This window comes from Candidatus Absconditicoccus praedator, assembly GCF_021057185.1.
Lineage (GTDB): Bacteria > Patescibacteriota > Gracilibacteria > Absconditabacterales > Absconditicoccaceae > Absconditicoccus > Absconditicoccus praedator.
Map to the genome: position 1 here is coordinate 973,026 of NZ_CP054059.1, position 21,213 is coordinate 994,238.

Consider the following 21,213-nt stretch of genomic DNA (forward strand, 5'->3'; position numbering starts at 1 on the left):
AATTGACATTATTTCTTATTGATTTAATTTACGATTGACAATAAATATATTTTCTTTATATATTTTTTTATTTGTAAATTTTCAAAAAATTATATATTAAATTTTAGAAAATGAATGAAAAATTAAATCCCTGAACTTTCGAAAATATAGAATTTGGTGAACTAAAAGGGTTTCTCAAAAACAACAAAGATACGGAATGATTAAAAAGTTTTGTAAGAGAGTATATCCAAACTACACTTTCAGAAGAAAAAAACCCTGAAAAAAAGGATTTTGAATTTATGGAGTGATATATAGAAAATCTAAAAGAATATAAGGAGGTTTTGAAAGATTTTAGAGATGATTTGTCTTTGAAAACTATTGAGTTGTTGGTATTCTGACAAAGTTTTGAAGAGTTCAAAATTTTCTGTCAAAACAAATATGTAGCCGGAGTTTTGGAAACCTCAAATGAGAAAAATCTTCAAAATATGTTAAAATTTTGTAATAGTATAGATTTATTCAAAAAGTTATGTGAGAAATTTTCTTTTAGGTTTTTATTAGAAGAAACTGAAGAAACAAATTTTGAAAAATTATTATGATTGTGCAAAACTTTAAACCAATTTGAGGAGGTTTTAGATGAATGAACCGGAGTGATTAATAAATCTAATCAAAAAAATTTGGAATTAGTATTAAACCTTTGTGATACATCAACTCAATTAGTAAACATGTAAGAAAAGGTAGCGTTGTTAAAAAATTATCAGTAATAGAACTTTTCAATAACTTCATAAGGAGTTTTATTATCTAGTCATTTATGTGGCTTTACAGTGTTATATCGATTTACAAATCTTTTTAAAGACATTTTTCTATGTTCTGATGACTTAAAAACTTCCTTACTGTGCCACATATCGATTAATGTTCTTATAACCCTCTCTGCTTTTCAATTTGTTCTTGGTGTTCTAACTTTTGTAAATTTTTGCTTTATTCAGCTTTTTACACACTCTTTAACAAATTCATGTTTATCATTTCATTTGTACTCAACTCAATTATCTGAGTACACACACTCAATAGTGTAAGGACATTCATCTATTACCTGTCTAAGAAACATAGACGAAGATACTTGTGTCTTATCTTGCATTATAGCTACATAAAGTTCTCTAGAATAGTCGTCTATTCATACAAATAAGTATTCAGACTTTTTGTTTGCTGCTCATCTTATAAGAGGTAGTTTTTTTGTGTCAAAATGCATCATTTCTCAAGGGTAGTTTTTATTGTATCTTCTAGCTTCTTTGTTTTTCTTTTCTATTATCTTAGATTCTATTTTAGCTAATCTAAGTAATCATCGCCTAATGTTTCTAAATCTATTATTGATAGAATTTCTTGGTAAAAACTCTTGAGTTCTTGCTCTCTTTATTATCTTGTATATGGTAGGCAATGATACATTGAACTTAATATGTAAATCCTTAGGCTTCATTCATCTTTTATAGTATTCCCAGACCTCTTTTCTCTGGAGTGGTGTTAGTCTTGTATTTTTATGTATATTCATTACATAGTTTGTTATCAAATAAATAGTATTTTGTATACACATTATTTTTAACAACGCTATATAATCTTACAAGTATGTTATTTATAATTTATAACATAAAAATATATAATGAAAAAACTACTATTTTTGTTTGTGATTATGGTTGGTTTGACTTTATCTGGATGTGAATTCGGTACCCAAGAACAACCAGAAGAATCTGATTATCAAGAAACATCATGAGAAAAAACAGAATTTGATCAAATTTCAGCAGGAACAGGTGGTATGTTTGAAAAAGAAGAAGTTTATAACCACAACAAACAATCAGAATACACATACAACTGGCAAATGGAGCAGCCAAACTTGGAAGATATGGAAAATTTTGAGGCAATAACTGAATGATATACAAAAGAATGGACAAAACAATATACTCCAGATGAAGAAACAATTCAAGAAATTAAAAACAACGAGAAATGCCAGGAGTGAGTGGAAATAGAAAATAAAGATACTCAAGAGGTAATAAAGACTGTTTCTTTGGAAGAGTTTACTGATGCTGATCATCTTAAACTAACTGACAAGTATCAGTGAGACTGATATGCTGCAAATCTTTCTTTTCATTGAACAGATCAGTATATGGATGGTGGTCCTTTGGATTTATCTGACAATGCTTTGGATTTCTTTGAAGATAGGGGATGGTTGTTGTTGGATCCTCATTGGCAATATATCTCTTATGAATGAGAATGAGATGATGATGTTAATAAAAATGATTTCTATAAAGAATGGGTTGCTTATATCAATGCTATATGATGAGAATCAGAAGATTATAGAAGATATCCATACAATACATTGTTTGTAACTTCTGATCTTTTGTTGCATATGTATTATACCATATTCTCTGATAATCTGAAATATTACGAGCAGTCTTTTATGAGAAAAAATATCTCTGAGTTGGCTGATAATTTTTATGATAAGTTTGTAGACTTGTATCAAGATGGTTCTGATGAACAGCTCAAAGAACATTATGAATTTTTGGTTGGATACTGGGCTATAGCTTCTTCTTTGCTGATAAACGAGCAAGAATTGTTGGCTTCTGAACAGGTTCCCCACGATCCTCATCCAAATGGTCCCCAAGATGATTTAGATGATGAAGAAATACATAATATAGTAAAAGCTGAACTAGAAGAAAAAATAAATGTACTTTCTGATGATGCTCAACAAGTAGTTATTTCACACCTTGAGGAGATACTTAAATCAGAGCAAGAAAGAAAAAATGATATTCTTTTGGAGCATTATTATCCAAATTTATTTACAGATCATGAGGTTGATATAGTACAAGATTATACTCAGTTTCAGCCAAGAAGTCATTATACTACCAACTCTTTGTTGAAAACATATTTTATGTGATTGCAGTTCCTTATGAGAGAAAAGTTTTATTTCTTGGATGAAGATCTGACCAAAACAGCCTTGATTCAGGTGAATAACATATCAGATGATTCCAAAGAAAAATTTTCTCAAATGCATGAGTTTGTAGAAAAGCTTGTATGAGAAGATGATGATATAAATATCTATGATATTCAAAATTATTTGGAGGAAAACAATCTAGACAGTGACTCTAATATACTAGAAGAATTTGACCAACAAATGCATGAGCAGTTACAAAACCTCAAGCCTCAGCATATAATTTCTACCTCTTATGATACAGATGAGTTTTTCCAAATAACAGAAGAACAGGCTCATCAGGATACTGTTGGTTTTGTGTTTTTTGGTGAAAGAACAACTATTGATTCGTGGATATACGATCAGCTTACAGCAGGATCTGCTGAAAAAGAAGCAAAAGAAAAGCCACCAGTTACAACTGCCAATAGTATTCCTCATATTTTGTCTGAAAATGATTTAGCTTGAAATTTTGTAGGAGAGTTTTTGGAGACTTGGGCTACTGAAAATGATATGCTGGACAGAGAATATCACGAAAAATATTATGACAAAGCTGATGGTCTTATAGATCAGGTAAAATATTTTGATTTTTGAGAAAATATTTATCATAAATGGTTGGATACTCTAAACTATTTATTTATACAAGATGAAAACGACCCTTATTTTGTACAAGATGAGTTATACCAACAAAAAAATCTTGTAACTTATCTTGGTTCTTATACAGAATTGAAACATGCAACTTTGTTGTATGTAAAGCAAGCTTATGCAGAACTTGGTTGAGGATGATGACGATGATGTACTGTAGAAGTAGAGCCTCCAAGCTTATCAGTACCCAAAGGTTATATAGAACCAAATATTGAACTTATTGATAGACTAATATATCTTTCCAAAAAAACAAATGAGTTTTATGATGAAGATAATAAATTTGATGATTTTATCCAGTATCTTGAATTTATCAGACAAATAGCAGTTGCTCAAACCAAAAATGAAGAGATACCTGATGAAGACTTTGAAAAACTAAGACTTTATCACAAAGAATTGAGAGAGATTTTGGTCCCAAATAAGTATATATGACAACCACTCCAAAAAGAGGAAAGAGGTTCTCTGGTGGCAGATATTTTTACTTCAGGAGATTTTGGTGCTTTGTACAATGCTATATGAAGACCACAATTGATAATGGTAATGATAGAGGATGTCAACTGACCTAGGATAGCTGTTGGTCCTGTTTATACTCCTTATGAGTTTTATTGAGAAGAAGTTGTTGGAGAACATGTAGATGTTTCTGGTAGATTAACTGATGAAAACTGGCAGAATGCTTATGATGAGCTTTCTGATGAACAAAAAGACAACTTAAGAGCATTGCCTTTTCAGAATCTATATGAAAAAATAAATAAATGAGAATAACCAGTATTGTGTTTTGATTTTTGTTTTCAGTTATAGTTTTTTTTGTATTGTTTTATGGGTTTGATTCAGAAACTACAAACAACAATGGTTTGTATTCCAGCTCAGAAGATATGGTTGTACAGGAATTTGCAGTTATTCCTCATTTTATGATACAACCTCAAACTGTGTATAATTATTATGACAAACTAAATCACAAATATGCTTTGGATGAGGTTGATGATCTAAATATAGTCTTGATATCTCCAAATCATTTTGGTTTGGGTGAAAATAATTATATATCATTTTATGAAAATCCTAAAACTGATTCCTTGTGTTATGATAAATGGTGTATAAATAATACAAAATCTCTGGTTGATCAAGAGTTAATATATGATTGAACCTGAGCAGAATCTATTTTTGAATCTGACTACCTTTTTAGGTATAAAAATTGAAAATATACCACCAAAGAGCATTGAATTTGAGAACATTTTCCTTACATCAAAAGTTTTTTTGACAGCCCAGATATTTATCCTTTGGTAGTGTCTCCAAATGATTTTAGAAGGGTAGATGATGTGATAGAGTTGCTAAAAAATAAATTTGCAGACAAAAACACATTGTATATATCTTCTGTTGATTTTTCTCATTATCTCCCAGAAAACTTTGCTTATATGCACGATAAAACAAGTTTGTATACTCTAAAAAATTCTTTGGATATCAAAGATTATCAACAACTTGAAGTAGATTGCCAAAACTGTTTGTATATACTAAACAAATTGGCTAAGCACAACCAAAAATATCCAACTTTGGATTATAGAGACAGTAGCAGTTTGATTCAAGGCAAAGAGCTTGGGTATGATAATACTTCTAGACTTTTTATATCTTATGATTCTACAAAACCAGAAAACAACTGACTTACTATAGCCTTTTATGGTGATTTGATTTATGACAGGGGAGTGAGTTATTATTTGGATAATGAAAAAAAGTTTTATGATTTTTTCTCAAGGTATTTTAGTTTGGGAGATACAGGTCAGGACTTGGATTATTATCATCACAGAAAACTTTTTGGTTTTGATTTTGTTGGTTTGAATTTGGAAACACCAGTAGTTTCAGATTCTTCTGTTTGTCAGTCAACAGACAAAGAAGTTGCTTTTTGTTCATCAAAAAAGTTTCTGCCTTGGTTGAAAAATTTGTGATTCAATATACTTAGTTTGGCGAACAATCATAGTATAGATGGAGGTGTACAGGCACATTTGGATACTATCCAAAACCTTGAAGAAGAATGATTTGATTATTTTGGTTATATTAGACATTGAAACCTTTTTGAGAATAATTATGTGTATACAGGTACCAAGAGATGAATTGATTATGCTTGGCATAGTTATGATTTTACTGTAACTCCAAATATGATTGAAAATTACTGTGAAATTCTTGGTGAGTATGAGCCAAGTTATGAAAACTTTGTAAGTGTCCATTGGTGAATAGAATACCAACAAGAACATAATGCAAGACAAGAAAGTATAGCTCACAAATTGATTGATTGCGGAGCTGATTTGATAATAGGTCATCATCCTCATGTAAGTCAGTGAATACAACGGTATGATGACAAGCCAATAATTTATAGTTTGTGAAATTTTTTGTTTGATCAAGGATTTTCTGAAGAAACCAAAAAATGAAAGGAGGTTCTGATAGATTACAATTTGGATGGTGAAATCAATGTTTTTACCTGAACAATAGATGCATATCCGGCTTAGAAAGTAGCTTGATTTTCTGTAAAAAATTTATAAAAATATTTTGTTTGATTCCTATTTTATGAATATGTTTAAAAAAATTTTGAATTTTATTTTTGTAGAAAATAAGTTTACCGTAGTTATTAGATTAATATTGTTGCTTGCTATTGCAGGATGAATATACGAACAAAACTGGATGGCAGTTTTTGTAAGCACATTAGCATTTTTCCTAACTTATTTTCATTTATTTTTTGCAAAATATGATATTAAGATACCCAAAGAATTTCAAATTTTGATTGTTGTTTTTGTTTTTGCATCATTGTTTTTGTGAGAAGTCCACAGTTATTATGAAAGATTTGGTTGGTGGGATGATCTTTTGCATCTGCTTTCTTGAATAGGTCTTGGTTTTGTTGGTTTTTTGATATTATATATTTTTTACAAATCTTGAAAATTTTCTGCTCCGGCTGGAATAATAGCAATGTTTTCGTTTTGTTTTGCTCTGGCTTTATGAGCTTTGTGGGAGGTTTTTGAATTTTGGATGGATGAATTGTTTGGCCTTGATATGCAAAAGGCAAGAAATTTGGAAGAGGTGTATTGAGAATTTGATACAAGACTTTGAGTCAAAGATACAATGATAGATCTAATGATGGATGCTGTTGGTGCTTTGATTGCTTCTATATGGTGATATATATACTTGAAAAAATGAGAAAGCTTCAAGTGGTTTGATAAATTAGTAGAAAAATTTGAACAGTCCAATGAGAATTTATTCAAAAAATAACATTTTGTTAAACAAAAAGAGAGCAGTATGTTCACTGCTCCCTATATAGAGGATTAGTCTATAATTTTCTCTATGGTTTTTTCAACTATGTTTAAACTCCAAACCAATCCTATGAAAAAAGCTACAAAATCCACTCCCTGTTTGGAATATATATCAAAGTGATAGGTTAGAAAGAACAATAAAGCTACCACTCCAAAGGCTGGTACAATGATAAACAAAGCCTATCCTGGATGAGCAAAAGTAGCAGCCATACTGAATTTTACAATTTTGGCAAGCAGCCATCCAACTATAAAGAACACCAAAAATATTGCTATGCCTAGTATAAATTCCATGTTTACCTCTTTTATTTAACTCCAAGGTGTTAAGCAGTATATATATTTTATTGATATTTTCAATATGTTAACAGTTTTTTCTTTATTTTCTCTTGAAAAAATAAAGAAAAAAATTATATTAATAATTGTCCTTTCTAAGGAGTTGGTGGGTGTTCCTTTATCTCCTCCACATCACCCAAACTATGGGAACCGGTATGCCTTATCTTTGGATGAGGTCGAGTTACCCACTTTGGTCTAGGGGGATAGAGATAGAATTACTCCACGGCTCCTTGGTTTTTTGATAAAAGTGTTTATTTTAAAAAATAAGTTTGTAATGTATTTACCTGATATAACACCTGAATATATTGAAGTATTTTGATTTCCAGTGTCTCAAACTTTGATAACATCGTTGGTTGCTACGGTGTTTTTTGTTTTGTTTGTTGTGTTATATAATTTGTTGAAATCTAAAAATCCAAAAAACAAGTTTGTTGTGTGAGTAGATATGTTTGTTGAGCTTGTGTTGGATTTTTTTGAAAATATAGGTGGTACATTACATCCAATCGCTAAAAATTATGTTATTTTTGTGTTTTTTTATTTGTTGTGGGTTAATTTATTTTGAGTATTATGAGATGTTTTTGCAATAGTAATACCAGCTGTGCATGAATGGTTTAGGCCGGTTGCTACAGATATTTATTTTAATGCTATACTTGCTGTTTTGTGAGTTGTTGGATCTTTGATTTATTGATTCAAGATGAATGGTTTTCATTATATAGAAAAGTTTGTTCCATATAAATGAATGGGACTTGTGGATAAGGTTGATTCTGTCTGAAAGTTTTTTGTTAAAATTGCAGATATTGCAATAGGGCTTTTTGTTTGAGTGTTAGAAATGATATCAGAAGTAGCAAAAATATTGTCTTTGACTCTTAGGTTGTTTTGAAATATATTCGCATGAGTGATATTGTTGACTTTGTCAATCACAGCATTGCCAGTGTTGTTTCCTGTTTTGGTGATAGTGTTTGAAATTGCTGTGTCTTTTATACAGGCATTTGTTTTTGCATTGCTTGTGTGTATATATTTCAAAATGGCTGAGTCGGTTCATTAAGCTAGTCATTTTGGTTTTATAATTTATATGTTAAATAAATAAACTTATGGAATTGAGTGTACTTTGACCTGGAATAGCTATATTGTGAGTAATTTGAGCTGGTATAGGTATTGGTTTGATTGGTAAATCTTGGTTGGAAGCTTTATCAAGAAATCCTGAAGCTTCAGGGAAATATCTTACTGCAGCAATTTTATCTATTGCATTTGCAGAAGCTACAGCAATATTTGCTTTGGTGGTAGCATTCCTTTTGATGTAATTTTAAATTGATATAAAAATAGATTATGCAGTTTGAAAATGAAACTATTCAAATAGTTGTAAATGTGCTTATCCAAGCTGTTAACTTGTTGATTATTTTTTTCATATTTAAATACTTCTTTGCTTGAAAAATAATTCAATCTATGGAAGAGAGAAAACAGCTTTTGGAAAAAATTAAAAATGCTAAAGAAGAGTATGATAAAAAAATAAAAGAAGCCAAAGAAGAAAGTGAAAAAATAATTGATGAGGCTAAAGAACATAAAAATAAAATTCTTCAAGAAGCAGAAGATCTTGCCAAGCAAGAAAAGCAAAAAATAATATCAAATGCAGAAAGAAAAGCAGAAGATATTATTGAAAATGCTAAAATGAAATCTGATAGTATACAAAAAGAGCTTGAAGATTCTTGGGAGGAGTCTGTGAAAGAAACAGTAAGAGTGGTTGTTTGAAAACTTATTGAAGAAGATGTTCAGCTGCAGGATAAATATATTTCAAATATATTAGAGCAAGCAAAAAAATAATTTAGATTATTTGATAAAATATGAGTTATATAACAAATAAAGAGTTAGTAGAAAATCATTTTTCTAAAGCTGATGATAGAAAATTTATATTAGATCTTTTTCTTGTGGTTTTATATTTGTATAAAAAATACTGAAAAAATTTGCTAACAAATAGGTTCCAATCTGTTCTGAAAGATGTAGATGAATCTATCGTAGATTTGATAGTTTTTTTAAATACATACTGAAAGCTTAACAAAGAAGATTTACTAAATCTTTTATCTTTATTCAAACAACAAAATAAAGATTTAAAGTGACAGTTTGATGTGTTTATAAACTCTAAAAAAATTGATGATTCTATAAAAAAGACAATATGTGAAAAATTTTGAGAATGTGATGTAGATTCATATAATCAAGAATCAGTTTGAATGTTTGCTAAATGAGAAGGTTATTATTTTAAAAGAACTCTAGATTCAGACTTAAGTAGATTATTAAGATAGTTTTGATAATAAAATTTAATTTTTAAACACAAATTTATGTCAGTTGCAAAAGATTTGATAAAACAAATAGAAGAAAAGGTAAAAAATACATCTTTAGATGAAACCTTTTCTAAAAAATGAGAAATTCTTGAAGTGAAAGATGGTGTGGCTACAGTAGTAGGTTTGGATGATGCAATGTTTTCTGAAATAGTAGAGTTTGAAGATGGTACTAAATGATTGGTTTTGGATTTGACTCAAAACTATGTGGGTGTGTTGGTTTTGTGAGATTATAGTAATATCACTCAATGACAAGTAGTAAAATCTTCTTGAGAAGTTTTAAGTGTATGAGTTTCAGATGATTTTTTGGGTAGAGTAGTGGATGGTTTGTGAAATCCTATAGATTGATGAGAAAAAATAAAAGAAGAAAAGAAGTATCCACTAGAAAAAGTGGCTCCTTGAGTAATGGCAAGACAATGAGTTGATACTCCATTACAAACTGGTATTAAGCCAATAGATAGTATGGTACCAATATGAAGATGACAAAGAGAGCTTATAATTTGAGATAGACAAACAGGTAAAACTACAATATGAATTGATACAATAATCAATCAAAAATGAAATGATGTATATTGTATATATGTTGCTATATGACAAAAGGAATCTAAGATAAGAAGGATAGTAGAAACACTTAAAGAATCAGGAGCAATGGATTATACTGTTGTTGTAAATGTACCAGCATATTCTCCTGCTGTTATGCAGTATATTGCTCCATATGTATGATGTAGTATTTGAGAGTATTTCATGGATAAATGAAAAGATGCATTGGTGGTATATGATGATCTAACTAAACATGCAAATGCTTATAGAGAAATATCATTATTGCTAAGAAGACCTCCTGGAAGAGAAGCTTACCCTTGAGATGTGTTCTATCTTCACTCAAGATTGCTGGAAAGAGCAGCTAGACTAAATCAAGAAAATTGAGGTTGATCTTTGACTGCATTACCTATTATTGAAACACAAGCTTGAGATGTTTCTGCTTATGTTCCAACAAATGTAATATCAATAACTGACTGACAAATATTTTTGGAAACTGATCTTTTTGCAGCTGGTATAAAACCTGCTATTAATGTATGATTGTCTGTATCTAGAGTTTGATGATCTGCTCAAACTAAAATTATCAAAAAAGTATCTTGAAAACTTAGACTTGAGCTAGCAACGTTTAGGGAATTAGAAGCATTTGCTCAGTTCGCTTCTGATCTTGATGAATCTACTCAACAAAAAATTCAAAGAGGTCAAAGATTAGTTGAAATGCTAAAACAATGACCAAATTCTCCTCTCTCTTTTGATAAGCAAGCTATAGTTATATATGCAGGTACTAACTGATATTTTGATTCTTTAGAAATAGAAAAAATATCAGAGTTTGAAAAACTAATATATGAAAAGCTTGATAGTAGCTATAAATTTTTATCGGATAGTATAATCGAAGAAAAAAACTTATCTGAAGAAATAGAAAATCAGATTAAAAGTTTATTGGATGAAGTTGCAGAAGAAATAAAATAATTATTAATTAGATTTATGGAAAAGCCTTTGAGTACAAGTAGACGAACTCAGAGGCTTTTTTAGTTTAAAAAATTAATTATATTTCAAAATTACACTCATTAAGATGTAATTAAATAACTATATTTTAAAAATGATTGCTTAATGTCAATAGTAATAAAAAATTGGTTAGCTTGAGCTAAAGCTTTAACATATTAATTTATATATTCTCAATAGAAGTAAGATAAATATATTTGATAATTATTTTGAAGTTAATTGAAATTTATGTATTCCCGGGATAGAAATATCTGCCGTAGTAAACACTGAGCCAGTGCATATACTGATACATTAAATCCAAAAATTAATGTTATTTAACATAAAATTATTTTTTCTCTAGGATTGAGTCAATGTTTCAATATATAATTTATTCAATAGGTATCTAATAAATTAATAAATTTAATCTAAAAACCAACAGACTCTAAAAGTTATACATAGCCCCAAGAATATAGTCTAACATGATTTTTTTGTTAAAAATATATTTTTTTCTCTGTTTTAATTAATTTTTCAGATATTGGCACTTGTAATACAGCTTAGATTTGAATGGTAAATAACTTAAATCTCACTTAATAGTATTTGTATAATTATATCAATCTTCTAATTTATCTTATTTTATAAAATTTATCCTCTTATCTGACTCAATAATTTTAGATAGCATAATTTTAAGAGCTATATGTAACAAGTTAAAAGTACGTATATCTTTTACATGAATGTAGTTTTTTATTTTTTTTATAACAATCATTTATCATTAAATATAGTTAATAATTTATTAATTATTTATTAAATTTAGAGTTTGAATTAAATGAATGAAAATATAGAATAATTATTACTTTTGAAGTAAATTTCTAAAAAAATAAACTTTATAAAACATGTATAATTGTATTTATTTTCATGTCAATACCTTATAAATAAATTCAACTTCAACCACACTGGTTCAAACTCACAACTCACTCTTAATAGTCGAAAATTCTTCAAATTTAATAATCCAGCTTACAGTGTAAGGTTTTTACTAAAATAAAAAACTCTCAAGAATTTGGAGTTTTATCAAAAAAATATAATGGAGTATTCAAAAATTTAGAATATTTATATAGTTTTTTAGGTAGAATTAATTTTAATGGGGTGGCCGACGGGACTTGAACCCGCAACAGCCAGGACCACAACCTGGTGCTCTGCCAATTGAGCTACGGCCACCATTTAAAATGTAAGGTACAGTATAATTATTTAAATTCAAAATTCAACTAAAAATAATAGCTTTTAAGTTTATTAATGATTTTGGAGTTTAATATTTGACAAATATGTTATTATACTATATAATAGTGTAATTTATTAAATAAAAATAAAAATGTACGATACGAAACAGTTGGAATATCTTATTAAAAATAGTATGTTACTTACTCTCAAACAAAGAAATAAACTATTGTCAAAAAAATGGGATGAAAGAACCAAAAATTTTTTATCAAGCTTTTTTAAAAAATATTTAGAAAAAGAAAAAAAAGCAACTAATTTTGTGAATTCTGCAAAGACTATGATGACTGCTAGAACTATTAGAAAAATTGAGCAGGATTATTTCGAAAAAGTAGAATGTTATCAAATTGATAAAATTGAAACAAAAATAAAAAAACTTTAAAAATAAAATAAAAAAATGGCTAACTTGGAAAATGTATTTGAAAGAGTTGAACAAGACGAGAAAACAGAACAATCAGAATCTTTAGAACAAGATACACAAAAAAACCTTGATACATTATATTCTGTAGATACACCAGAGGCTGCAAATGAAATTGATGAGTTGATAAGAGAAGTTGATAGCCAAATTTCTTATCCCCATTATTTTTGTAATACAATAAATGAGCAGCTTAATAGAAATGGTATTGAGGGTGTGTCTTTTACTGTATACGAAACTGATGAATGAGAAAGAAAACTTTGATTGGTTTTAGATAATCCAGATGGTGAGTGAACTTCTTTTGATGAAATAAATACCTTTCTTCAAGAACATTTTGATGCTTGAAAGGAATGAGGTGAATTTTTCAAAGAGGAGTGATGATTTAATGAAGACTGAATTAATTATGAAAATTTTGAAGAAAATGTTTGAGTTAGATCTATAGAATGAAATGAAGAAGGTGAGAATTATTCTTTTGAAGTATGAGAAGACTGAAGAGAATATGTAGAAATCAAAGAAACAAAATGAACAAGAGCTGAAGATGTTATTAAAGCATCTTTTGAACAGTATTTTCCTGATTTAGATAGTTCTTTATCGGATAAGTTTATGCAAAAATTTAAGTTGAATATAGATAATGATGATGATAGAGAATGAAATTTTCAGCAGCTTAATGAGTTTTCTCCATGAAAAATAACTTTTGATAAAGTTGATGAAGGATCAGAATGAACCAATATAGATGCTGAGGATGATGATCGCTTTCTAGTTGTGGAATGAGACAGGATGGATCTTAGCTCTTTTTTTGAAGCAGTAGATGAGTTTGCAAAAATAGAACAAAGAGAAAATATAGAATCTGAAAAAGACTTTTGATATTTCTATCAAAGTTGATGAGTGGAACACTGGGATTTGCCTGATGTAGCTAGTATTGATTATAAATCTATTACTTGAAAACATGACTGAGAATTTTCTTGAGAAAATATATGAGTAAAAGCAGAAAGTAGTGCCACTTCTGATAGAGAATCAGTTTTTTCTGATAAACAACTAGTACATTATAAAGAAAATGGCGAAACCAAGACTTGATTTGTAGTTTTTGGAAGTTCTAAAGAATGACACTCAACAACTATTCCTCAAGAGTATGACTCAAAAGAACAACTTGAGGGAGTAATTAGTCAACAAGCTACATGAACAGATCAAGAACCTTGAATGTCAGCTTTTCTTGCTACTCCTCAAGAAATATGAGAGGATTGAAACATATCTAAAATGGAGCTTAAAGAAGTAGGTGACCCTTCTATTCATGAATTTGTAGATGTTTGATTAGTTGATAAATGATCTTCTATAGATGAACCTATTTTTCCACAAGAAAACCAAGATGGTAACTTTGAATATTCTTTTGGTAATAGTAATGAATCTACATCAGTTCAATTTCAAAAGGAATCTCTTGCAAATTTTGTAGAATGAGAGAGTAAAGATTTGAATAGCGATTTAGTAGATATAGATTGAGATATTTGAAATATACTTCCAAAATGAAAAGAAGAAGATGGGCTTTATCTTAGATTTAATGAAATATTTGCCGAAGACCAAGAAAACTCTGACTGAATATTCCATGTTTTTAAAGATTGAGATGATTTGAAAATAGAACTTGTACAAAAAGATTCTTCTGATACAAAGGAAATTGATATAGAATGAGAGAGAGAATGATTTGAAATAAATAAAGATATGTTGGATATGAAGGTGTTTTGAGGAAGTGTTGAATCTATTTCAAGTCTGGAAAAAGATGATGACAAATACAATCAGACAATAGAATATAGGTCTGATAATATTCGATGAACTCTACCAATTAATTTTGAGTTCAAACCTTGAAGTAACTGAGAATTAGAATGCAATTCAATAAATGTTGAATCACCTGATGGAGATAAAACTATAAAATTTGAATGATTTGATAGTTCTTTTGATAAAAACAATCCAGAAGGTTTTTATTCTTCATTTCTAAATCAATATAGAGAATGTATGAAATATATTGGTTTGTGAGTAGCTTTTGATAATTGAGAAAATAATGATTTTATGAAAAAAGATACTGAAAGACAAGAAATTTCAATAGATGTGAGTAAATTTTCAGAATACAAATCTCATATAAATGAAGCTATTATTTCAGAATGTAGGGAATGTGTCTGAGAAGATAAAGATTTCTCATCAAATAATGAATATGTCAATCACAAACTAGAGGATGCTTGAGTAAAAAGTAATCCATGGGATTCTTTGTTTGAAACAAAATACGAAAAATCAATAGAATCTCAATATGAAAAAATGGATAATATTCGAAACTACTTAGAAGGAAATCTTAATAATTATTCACGATTGGAAGCAAACGGTTGAGATAATTTTTCTATATATACTTGAGGATGAGAAAAGAAAGATATTGTTTTTGATTGGGATTCTAAAAAAATAAATATTGATGGTGATGATTACTCTCCAGAAATAGCTCAAGAAAATATAGATAGAATGATAGAAAAATCTCAAGAAATACAATCAACTATTTATGATATAATACATATGCTGTAAGATTATATAGCGTTGTTAAAAATAATGTGTATACAAAATACTATTTATTTGATAACAAACTATGTAATGAATATACATAAAAATACAAGACTAACACCACTCCAGAGAAAAGAGGTCTGGGAATACTATAAAAGATGAATGAAGCCTAAGGATTTACATATTAAGTTCAATGTATCATTGCCTACCATATACAAGATAATAAAGAGAGCAAGAACTCAAGAGTTTTTACCAAGAAATTCTATCAATAATAGATTTAGAAACATTAGGCGATGATTACTTAGATTAGCTAAAATAGAATCTAAGATAATAGAAAAGAAAAACAAAGAAGCTAGAAGATACAATAAAAACTACCCTTGAGAAATGATGCATTTTGACACAAAAAAACTACCTCTTATAAGATGAGCAGCAAACAAAAAGTCTGAATACTTATTTGTATGAATAGACGACTATTCTAGAGAACTTTATGTAGCTATAATGCAAGATAAGACACAAGTATCTTCGTCTATGTTTCTTAGACAGGTAATAGATGAATGTCCTTACACTATTGAGTGTGTGTACTCAGATAATTGAGTTGAGTACAAATGAAATGATAAACATGAATTTGTTAAAGAGTGTGTAAAAAGCTGAATAAAGCAAAAATTTACAAAAGTTAGAACACCAAGAACAAATTGAAAAGCAGAGAGGGTTATAAGAACATTAATCGATATGTGGCACAGTAAGGAAGTTTTTAAGTCATCAGAACATAGAAAAATGTCTTTAAAAAGATTTGTAAATCGATATAACACTGTAAAGCCACATAAATGACTAGATAATAAAACTCCTTATGAAGTTATTGAAAAGTTCTATTACTGATAATTTTTTAACAACGCTACCTTTTCTTACAAATTATTTAATTGATTAATTTTTTTACCTAATTTTTTCTCATTTATAATATTTATTATAATCATCTTTTCGGTATCAATCTAAGGTATACCTGAAAGTATTAAGGTCAGCTCCCTCTACAAGTTCTCATTTGTAATATACATTATCTTCATATCATAAATACAAATCACCTATATAGAAAACATCATTAGAATTAAATCATTCTAAAAGCTTATTATTGAAATATACATTTTCAGTATCTTTTCCATAACATTTAGTTCTTGAACATCCCAAAAGTTCAAAAGTTTTTTGATCTTTTTTTTCTTGAATTTCTCACCTATAATAGACATTATTTTTATCTTTAGCATATCTTAAATTTTCTCTAAAAACTTCAAAACTTATTGGATCTGCTCAATCTATCATATTTCATTCATAATACACATATAGAAAATTTTTTGAATAATGTCTTCAGAAGTCTTTAGGAACATAAACTATTCGATATACTATTATAAGATAAAGAAAAATACCTATACCTATAAGTAATTTAGTAGAAGTTTTTAAGTTTGGAAATAAACTTTTTTTCATTATCTTTTTTTATAATTCATTTAAACCAAAGAGTAAAATAATTATAACATTTTTTGTATGAAAATATAACATAAAAAATAAAATAACTTTATTTATAAGTATCAAACTATCATTTTTTATTTAAGGCAAATAAATAAATTATATATTTTTGTGCTCTTTTTTCAATATATTAATTCACAACAAGAGACTATTTGATTTCAGATAGTCCAATTGAAATAAACTGTTATTTCCTTATAAAAGAAATAGTGCTGGTAGATAACCAGCACAAAACTATTCAAACATCTTTTTTTTAATCAGAGAACTCAAAAGAGACCCTGTTACCACCAAACTAAAAATAAAACCACCTCCAAAAAAGTAAAGAATGAAATAATCTTCATAGAGTATAAAACCAAGAGCTGCAAAATCTCCCAGGAACAAGGCCAGGATTCCAAACAAAACAATCCAGACCTTGTCTTCATCAAACTCCATCATAATATTTCTCCTATATTTGATTCCTTGATGGCAAATACAAATTAAATATTTATTATCTAATGTCAATACAAAATGCAAGAAGAAGAAAGTATTACTATCCAAGAACCAAATTATATTGAACTGATAAGCAAAAACTTAAATATTGGTCAATGACAAGTACAAACCGTTTTGAATCTAACATCAGAATGAGCTACAGTACCTTTTATTTCTCGTTACAGAAAAGAGCAAACCAACAATCTGGACGAAAACCAAATAAGAGAAATCCTGGAACTTAGGAAAAAAGAAAAAAATCTACACCTTGCCAAGCAAAAAGCCATCAACTGAATCCATGAACAGTGAAAGCTAACCAATGATTTACAAGACAACATCCTAAACTGCCAAACTCTCAAAGAAGTAGAAGAAATCTACAAACCCTACAAGTCCAAGAAAAAAACAAAAGCTATGATTGCTATAGAAAAATGATTTGAGCCTGTAGCCCATAACCTGCTCAACAACATCTTACAAATCCCTGATGAACTACTCCAACAATATGCCCAAGAAGAAATACTAGAATGAGCTGTACAGATTATAGCAAGCTGGATTAGTTCAAACTCACAGCTTAGACATAAACTGCTAAATACTCTATACTCATTAGGAAGCATATCATCATCATACAAATCAGAAAAAATGCTTGAAAAACTCAACCCAAAAGAAAAATCTCAAATTCCCAAGTTTGAAATATACAAAAACTTCACAATCCAAATTTCAAAAATCAAACCTTATCAAACCCTAGCTCTCAACAGATGAGAAAGTCTAGGAATTTTGAATGTCAAAATCCTCAAAGATGAAGATATTTTTGCAAAAATACAAAAATACTACCTCAATTCTTTGGAAATAAAAAACCAACTCAATGAATACCTACTTGAATGATTCAAAACCTGATACAATGCACTTTTTGAGTCTGTAGAAAGACAAATTAGGTCAGAGCTTACCGAAAAAGCTCACGATGAAGCAATAGTTACTTTCCAGCAAAACCTCAAATCTTTGCTTATGACCAAACCACAATACTGACAAAAAATTCTTGCAATAGATCCTTGATTCAAGACTTGATGTAAAATCACCATACTGGACGAACTTGGAGATCCTCAAACTTTTGACAAAGTATATCTGGAACAAAAACAAGAAACAATCAACAAAATACTGGACCTTACCAACAAATATAATATCCAAACTATAGTAATATGAAACTGAACCTGAAATGAAAAACTCCAGGAACTCATCAACAATGAATTTGAAGGTGATATCTATATTGTTAATGAATCCGGTGCTTCGGTTTATTCTGTTTCCAAAACAGCCAAAGAAGAATTTCCAAATTACCAAGATGTTGATATCTGAACTATATCTATTGGAAGAAGGTTTATAGATCCACTGGCAGAACTTGTAAAAGTACCGGTAGGAAGTATATGAGTTGGGCTTTATCAACACGATATTCCTAACAAAAAACTAGAAGAAAAACTAAATTATGTGGTAGAAGACTGTGTAAATAATGTTGGTATAAACATCAACACAGCTAGCATTCACTTACTAAATCACATATCCTGAATCAACAAAACTCAAGCCAAAAAAATCTTCAACAACAAACCTTATCAATCAAGACAAGAACTTCAAAAAATACTTGGACCCAAAGCATACCAACAAGCTATATGATTCCTAAGAGTTCCAGAAAGCAGTGAAACTCTGGACAACACCGATATCCATCCAGAACAATATCAGCTTGCAAAATATATAATATCCAACAACAAAACACAACCTGATGACCAAATGCCAGAAATGTATCCTGATGTTACTCAAACAACAATTGATTTTATCCGAAAAGCTTATAAAAATATTGGGAATGACCCAAGAACTAATTTTGCTCACCAAAAAGCCCAACAACCAATCACTATAGAACAACTCAAAGAATGAGATATGCTACAAGGTATAGTAAGAAATGTAGTAGCTTTTGGAGCTTTTGTGGATGTTGGATTAAAGAATGACTGATTAGTGCATATTTCTGAACTTGCCAATGAATTTGTATCCAACCCTATGGATATAGTAAAAGTTGGTGATACTGTAGATGTCAAAGTAATATGAATAGATGAAGAAAATGGTAAAGTCCAGCTAAGTATGAAAGATAGCTAAAAAACAAAAAAGATGCTAAATTATTAATAAAGCATCTTTTTTTTATTAAATATAAGTTTTGAAATCACAGAAATTTACAAAACAAACTATATCTCCTCTACTCCCATATAAGGCTGCAATACTTTTGGTACCTTTATTTTCATATCTTTTGTTTGAAAGTTTTCTACTATTGCAATAAGTGGTCTCATAGAAATAACAGTACCATTCAAAGTATGTAGATAATCTTTTTCTTTGTGTTCTTTGTATTTGATATTTGCTCTTCTTGCCTGAAAATCAGTACAGTTAGAACAAGATGTTATCTCCTTGTATGTGTCTTGACCTGGGAACCAAGCTTCCAAATCGTATTTTTTGGCAGCATGAAAACCTGTATCTCAAGTACAAATATCAATTTTTTGATAATGAATTCAAAGCTCTTGATATATCTCCTCTTCTATATCTAATAAAAATTGATGTTCTTTTTCACTATCTTCTGGAGACACAAAACTTACCATCTCTACTTTTTCAAACTGATGCAAACGAATAAGTCATTTGGTATCTTTTCAATAACTTCCTGCCTCTCTCCTATAACATGGAGAATAACCTATATATCTAAGAGGTAATTTTTCTTTATCTATTGTTTCATCCAAATGCTGAGCCACAAGAGACACCTCTGAAGTTCAGATAAGATACAAATTGTCTTCTCACTCATTTACAGCATATATCTCATTTTCTTCTGCAGGGAAGAATCCTGTAGCCAACATTGATTTTTCTCTGACCAAATTAGGAACCAATGTAGGAGAAAATCATTTTTTCACTAGCTTGTTTACAACATAATGCAACAATGCCATATGCAACAAAACTAATCCGTCCCTAATATAATAGAATCTTGCTCAAGAAACCTTGGCAGATCTTTGTTGATCTAGCATCTGTCTTTTTTCCAACAACTCATAATGTGGTAGTGGATCAAAATCAAATTGTGGTTTTTCTCATACATAAGAGTTTACACGATTTTCATCATCACTTTCTCAAAAAGGCACATCATCCAAAGCTGGATTTGGAATTTTTAAGTACATACTGTTGAATTCTTCTATAATTTCTTTGTACTCATTTTCTTTTTCTTCTAATTGGTTTTTGATTTCTTTGACTTTTGCTATTTTGTCAGAAGTATCTTCTCACTGTTTTTGAAGTTGAGGTATTTCTTTGGAGATTGTATTTCTCTGATGACTAAGCTCATCTATTTGTTTTTTGAGCTGTCTTGCATTTGTATCTAGCTGCAAAAGTTTAGTAAAATCTATATCTATTCATTTTTCTTTTGTTTTTTGTTGATATCGTTCTGGATTCTCACGAAGTTTTTTTAGGTCAATCATTTATTATTATAACTAGATAAAACTCTAAGTTTTTTATAAGGATTTTGGGGAGTTTTTCAAGTATTATAAAAAGTTAACCAAGAAAAAGTTGTTAATTATAAATATTTTTGTGAGTAAATTTTTATAACACCATACAGTCTAAAAAAAACATAAAAATTATTATATTAAATGAAAATACAAATTATAAGCAATATAAATTTATTGACTTTTTGTAATAAAAACATATATATTTTATTGTTTAATTATTTGGAGTTCAAAAAAAAAGGAGTCTTTTTATGAAAAGATGCTATGATTGCAAACATTTCAAGCCTAACATGCATTTTGAAGATGATGAAATGCTGTTTGAGGCATATGGTGTATGTACTCGTTCAAATAGGTTTGTGTTCCAAGAAGTCCACATGAGCTGGGTGGAGGCTCTACTCAGAAGAAGATGTGGAAGAAAGAAAAGATACTTCCTACAAGTAAAAACCTAATAACAAAAAACCCTAGGGCATATCCCTAGGGTTTATCAAAAGGGTAATTTTTC

18 protein-coding genes and 1 tRNA gene are annotated in these 21,213 nt (G+C 29.1%); 14 read left to right on the forward strand and 5 right to left on the reverse strand.

Annotated elements, in window-relative coordinates; translation table 25 throughout:
- Window positions 1–110 precede the first annotated feature (110 nt).
- Window positions 111–707: a hypothetical protein gene (locus HLG78_RS04690; RefSeq protein ID WP_231177319.1), complete on the forward strand. Its 597-nt coding sequence runs from the start codon at window positions 111–113 to the stop codon at window positions 705–707.
- Window positions 708–730: 23 nt separating this feature from the next.
- Here the strand turns inward: HLG78_RS04690 and HLG78_RS04695 are convergent, their stop codons facing one another.
- Window positions 731–1,519 carry an integrase core domain-containing protein gene (locus tag HLG78_RS04695; RefSeq protein ID WP_231176132.1) on the reverse strand — a complete coding sequence of 263 codons (789 nt, stop codon included), beginning with the start codon at window positions 1,517–1,519 and terminating at the stop codon, window positions 731–733.
- Window positions 1,520–1,627: 108 nt separating this feature from the next.
- On the opposite strand from HLG78_RS04695, the gene HLG78_RS04700 reads away from it, so the two are divergent.
- The 8 genes from HLG78_RS04700 (at window position 1,628) to atpA (ending at window position 11,018) form a co-directional block, all read left to right on the forward strand.
- Window positions 1,628–4,333, forward strand: coding sequence for a DUF3160 domain-containing protein (locus HLG78_RS04700; RefSeq protein ID WP_231177321.1), 2,706 nt, complete (start codon window positions 1,628–1,630; stop codon window positions 4,331–4,333).
- The gene (gene amrB, locus HLG78_RS04705; RefSeq protein ID WP_231177443.1) at window positions 4,324–6,063 is read left to right on the forward strand and encodes an AmmeMemoRadiSam system protein B; all 1,740 of its coding nucleotides are present in this window, start codon (window positions 4,324–4,326) and stop codon (window positions 6,061–6,063) included. The genes HLG78_RS04700 and amrB overlap by 10 nt, the downstream gene beginning before the upstream one ends.
- 64 nt (window positions 6,064–6,127) lie before the next feature.
- Window positions 6,128–6,817, forward strand: coding sequence for a DUF2238 domain-containing protein (locus tag HLG78_RS04710; protein WP_231177516.1), 690 nt, complete (start codon window positions 6,128–6,130; stop codon window positions 6,815–6,817).
- A 645-nt stretch (window positions 6,818–7,462) separates the two neighbouring features.
- The gene (locus tag HLG78_RS04715; protein WP_231177519.1) at window positions 7,463–8,230 is read left to right on the forward strand and encodes a F0F1 ATP synthase subunit A; all 768 of its coding nucleotides are present in this window, start codon (window positions 7,463–7,465) and stop codon (window positions 8,228–8,230) included.
- A 46-nt stretch (window positions 8,231–8,276) separates the two neighbouring features.
- Window positions 8,277–8,486 carry an ATP synthase subunit c family protein gene (locus tag HLG78_RS04720; RefSeq protein WP_231177522.1) on the forward strand — a complete coding sequence of 70 codons (210 nt, stop codon included), beginning with the start codon at window positions 8,277–8,279 and terminating at the stop codon, window positions 8,484–8,486.
- 25 nt (window positions 8,487–8,511) lie between these two features.
- Window positions 8,512–9,003 carry an ATP synthase F0 subunit B gene (locus HLG78_RS04725; protein WP_231177525.1) on the forward strand — a complete coding sequence of 164 codons (492 nt, stop codon included), beginning with the start codon at window positions 8,512–8,514 and terminating at the stop codon, window positions 9,001–9,003.
- Window positions 9,004–9,023: 20 nt separating this feature from the next.
- Window positions 9,024–9,479, forward strand: coding sequence for a hypothetical protein (locus HLG78_RS04730; RefSeq protein ID WP_231177528.1), 456 nt, complete (start codon window positions 9,024–9,026; stop codon window positions 9,477–9,479).
- A gap of 36 nt (window positions 9,480–9,515) precedes the next feature.
- A complete protein-coding gene (gene atpA, locus HLG78_RS04735; RefSeq protein WP_231177542.1) occupies window positions 9,516–11,018 on the forward strand; it encodes a F0F1 ATP synthase subunit alpha in 1,503 nt (500 codons plus the stop codon).
- 1,148 nt (window positions 11,019–12,166) lie between these two features.
- On the opposite strand, the gene HLG78_RS04740 is transcribed toward atpA, so the two are convergent.
- Window positions 12,167–12,242 (reverse strand) — tRNA-His (locus HLG78_RS04740).
- 151 nt (window positions 12,243–12,393) lie between these two features.
- On the opposite strand from HLG78_RS04740, the gene HLG78_RS04745 reads away from it, so the two are divergent.
- The 3 genes from HLG78_RS04745 (at window position 12,394) to HLG78_RS04755 (ending at window position 16,119) form a co-directional block, all read left to right on the forward strand.
- Window positions 12,394–12,678 (forward strand): hypothetical protein, encoded by a 285-nt coding sequence (locus tag HLG78_RS04745; RefSeq protein WP_231177597.1) that lies wholly within the window; start codon window positions 12,394–12,396, stop codon window positions 12,676–12,678.
- Between the two features lie 15 nt (window positions 12,679–12,693).
- Entirely contained in the window at window positions 12,694–15,264 is a 2,571-nt protein-coding gene (locus tag HLG78_RS04750; protein ID WP_231177600.1) for a hypothetical protein, read from the forward strand.
- A gap of 66 nt (window positions 15,265–15,330) precedes the next feature.
- Window positions 15,331–16,119, forward strand: a complete 789-nt coding sequence (locus tag HLG78_RS04755; RefSeq protein ID WP_231176132.1) for an integrase core domain-containing protein — start codon at window positions 15,331–15,333, stop codon at window positions 16,117–16,119.
- 51 nt (window positions 16,120–16,170) lie between these two features.
- Here the strand turns inward: HLG78_RS04755 and HLG78_RS04760 are convergent, their stop codons facing one another.
- Both HLG78_RS04760 and HLG78_RS04765 read right to left on the reverse strand, forming a co-directional pair.
- Window positions 16,171–16,710, reverse strand: coding sequence for a DKNYY domain-containing protein (locus HLG78_RS04760; protein ID WP_231177602.1), 540 nt, complete (start codon window positions 16,708–16,710; stop codon window positions 16,171–16,173).
- 270 nt (window positions 16,711–16,980) lie between these two features.
- Window positions 16,981–17,181, reverse strand: a complete 201-nt coding sequence (locus HLG78_RS04765; RefSeq protein WP_231177605.1) for a hypothetical protein — start codon at window positions 17,179–17,181, stop codon at window positions 16,981–16,983.
- A gap of 72 nt (window positions 17,182–17,253) precedes the next feature.
- Here HLG78_RS04765 and HLG78_RS04770 point away from each other — a divergent pair, with 72 nt between their 5' ends.
- On the forward strand, window positions 17,254–19,341 hold the full coding sequence (locus tag HLG78_RS04770; RefSeq protein WP_231177621.1) for a Tex-like N-terminal domain-containing protein: 2,088 nt from the start codon (window positions 17,254–17,256) through the stop codon (window positions 19,339–19,341).
- An 86-nt stretch (window positions 19,342–19,427) separates the two neighbouring features.
- Here HLG78_RS04770 and serS read toward each other — a convergent pair whose 3' ends face one another.
- Window positions 19,428–20,687 (reverse strand): serine--tRNA ligase, encoded by a 1,260-nt coding sequence (gene serS, locus HLG78_RS04775; RefSeq protein WP_231177625.1) that lies wholly within the window; start codon window positions 20,685–20,687, stop codon window positions 19,428–19,430.
- Window positions 20,688–20,855: 168 nt separating this feature from the next.
- Here serS and HLG78_RS04780 point away from each other — a divergent pair, with 168 nt between their 5' ends.
- Window positions 20,856–21,152 (forward strand): hypothetical protein, encoded by a 297-nt coding sequence (locus HLG78_RS04780; RefSeq protein ID WP_231177628.1) that lies wholly within the window; start codon window positions 20,856–20,858, stop codon window positions 21,150–21,152.
- Window positions 21,153–21,213: the final 61 nt, after the last annotated feature.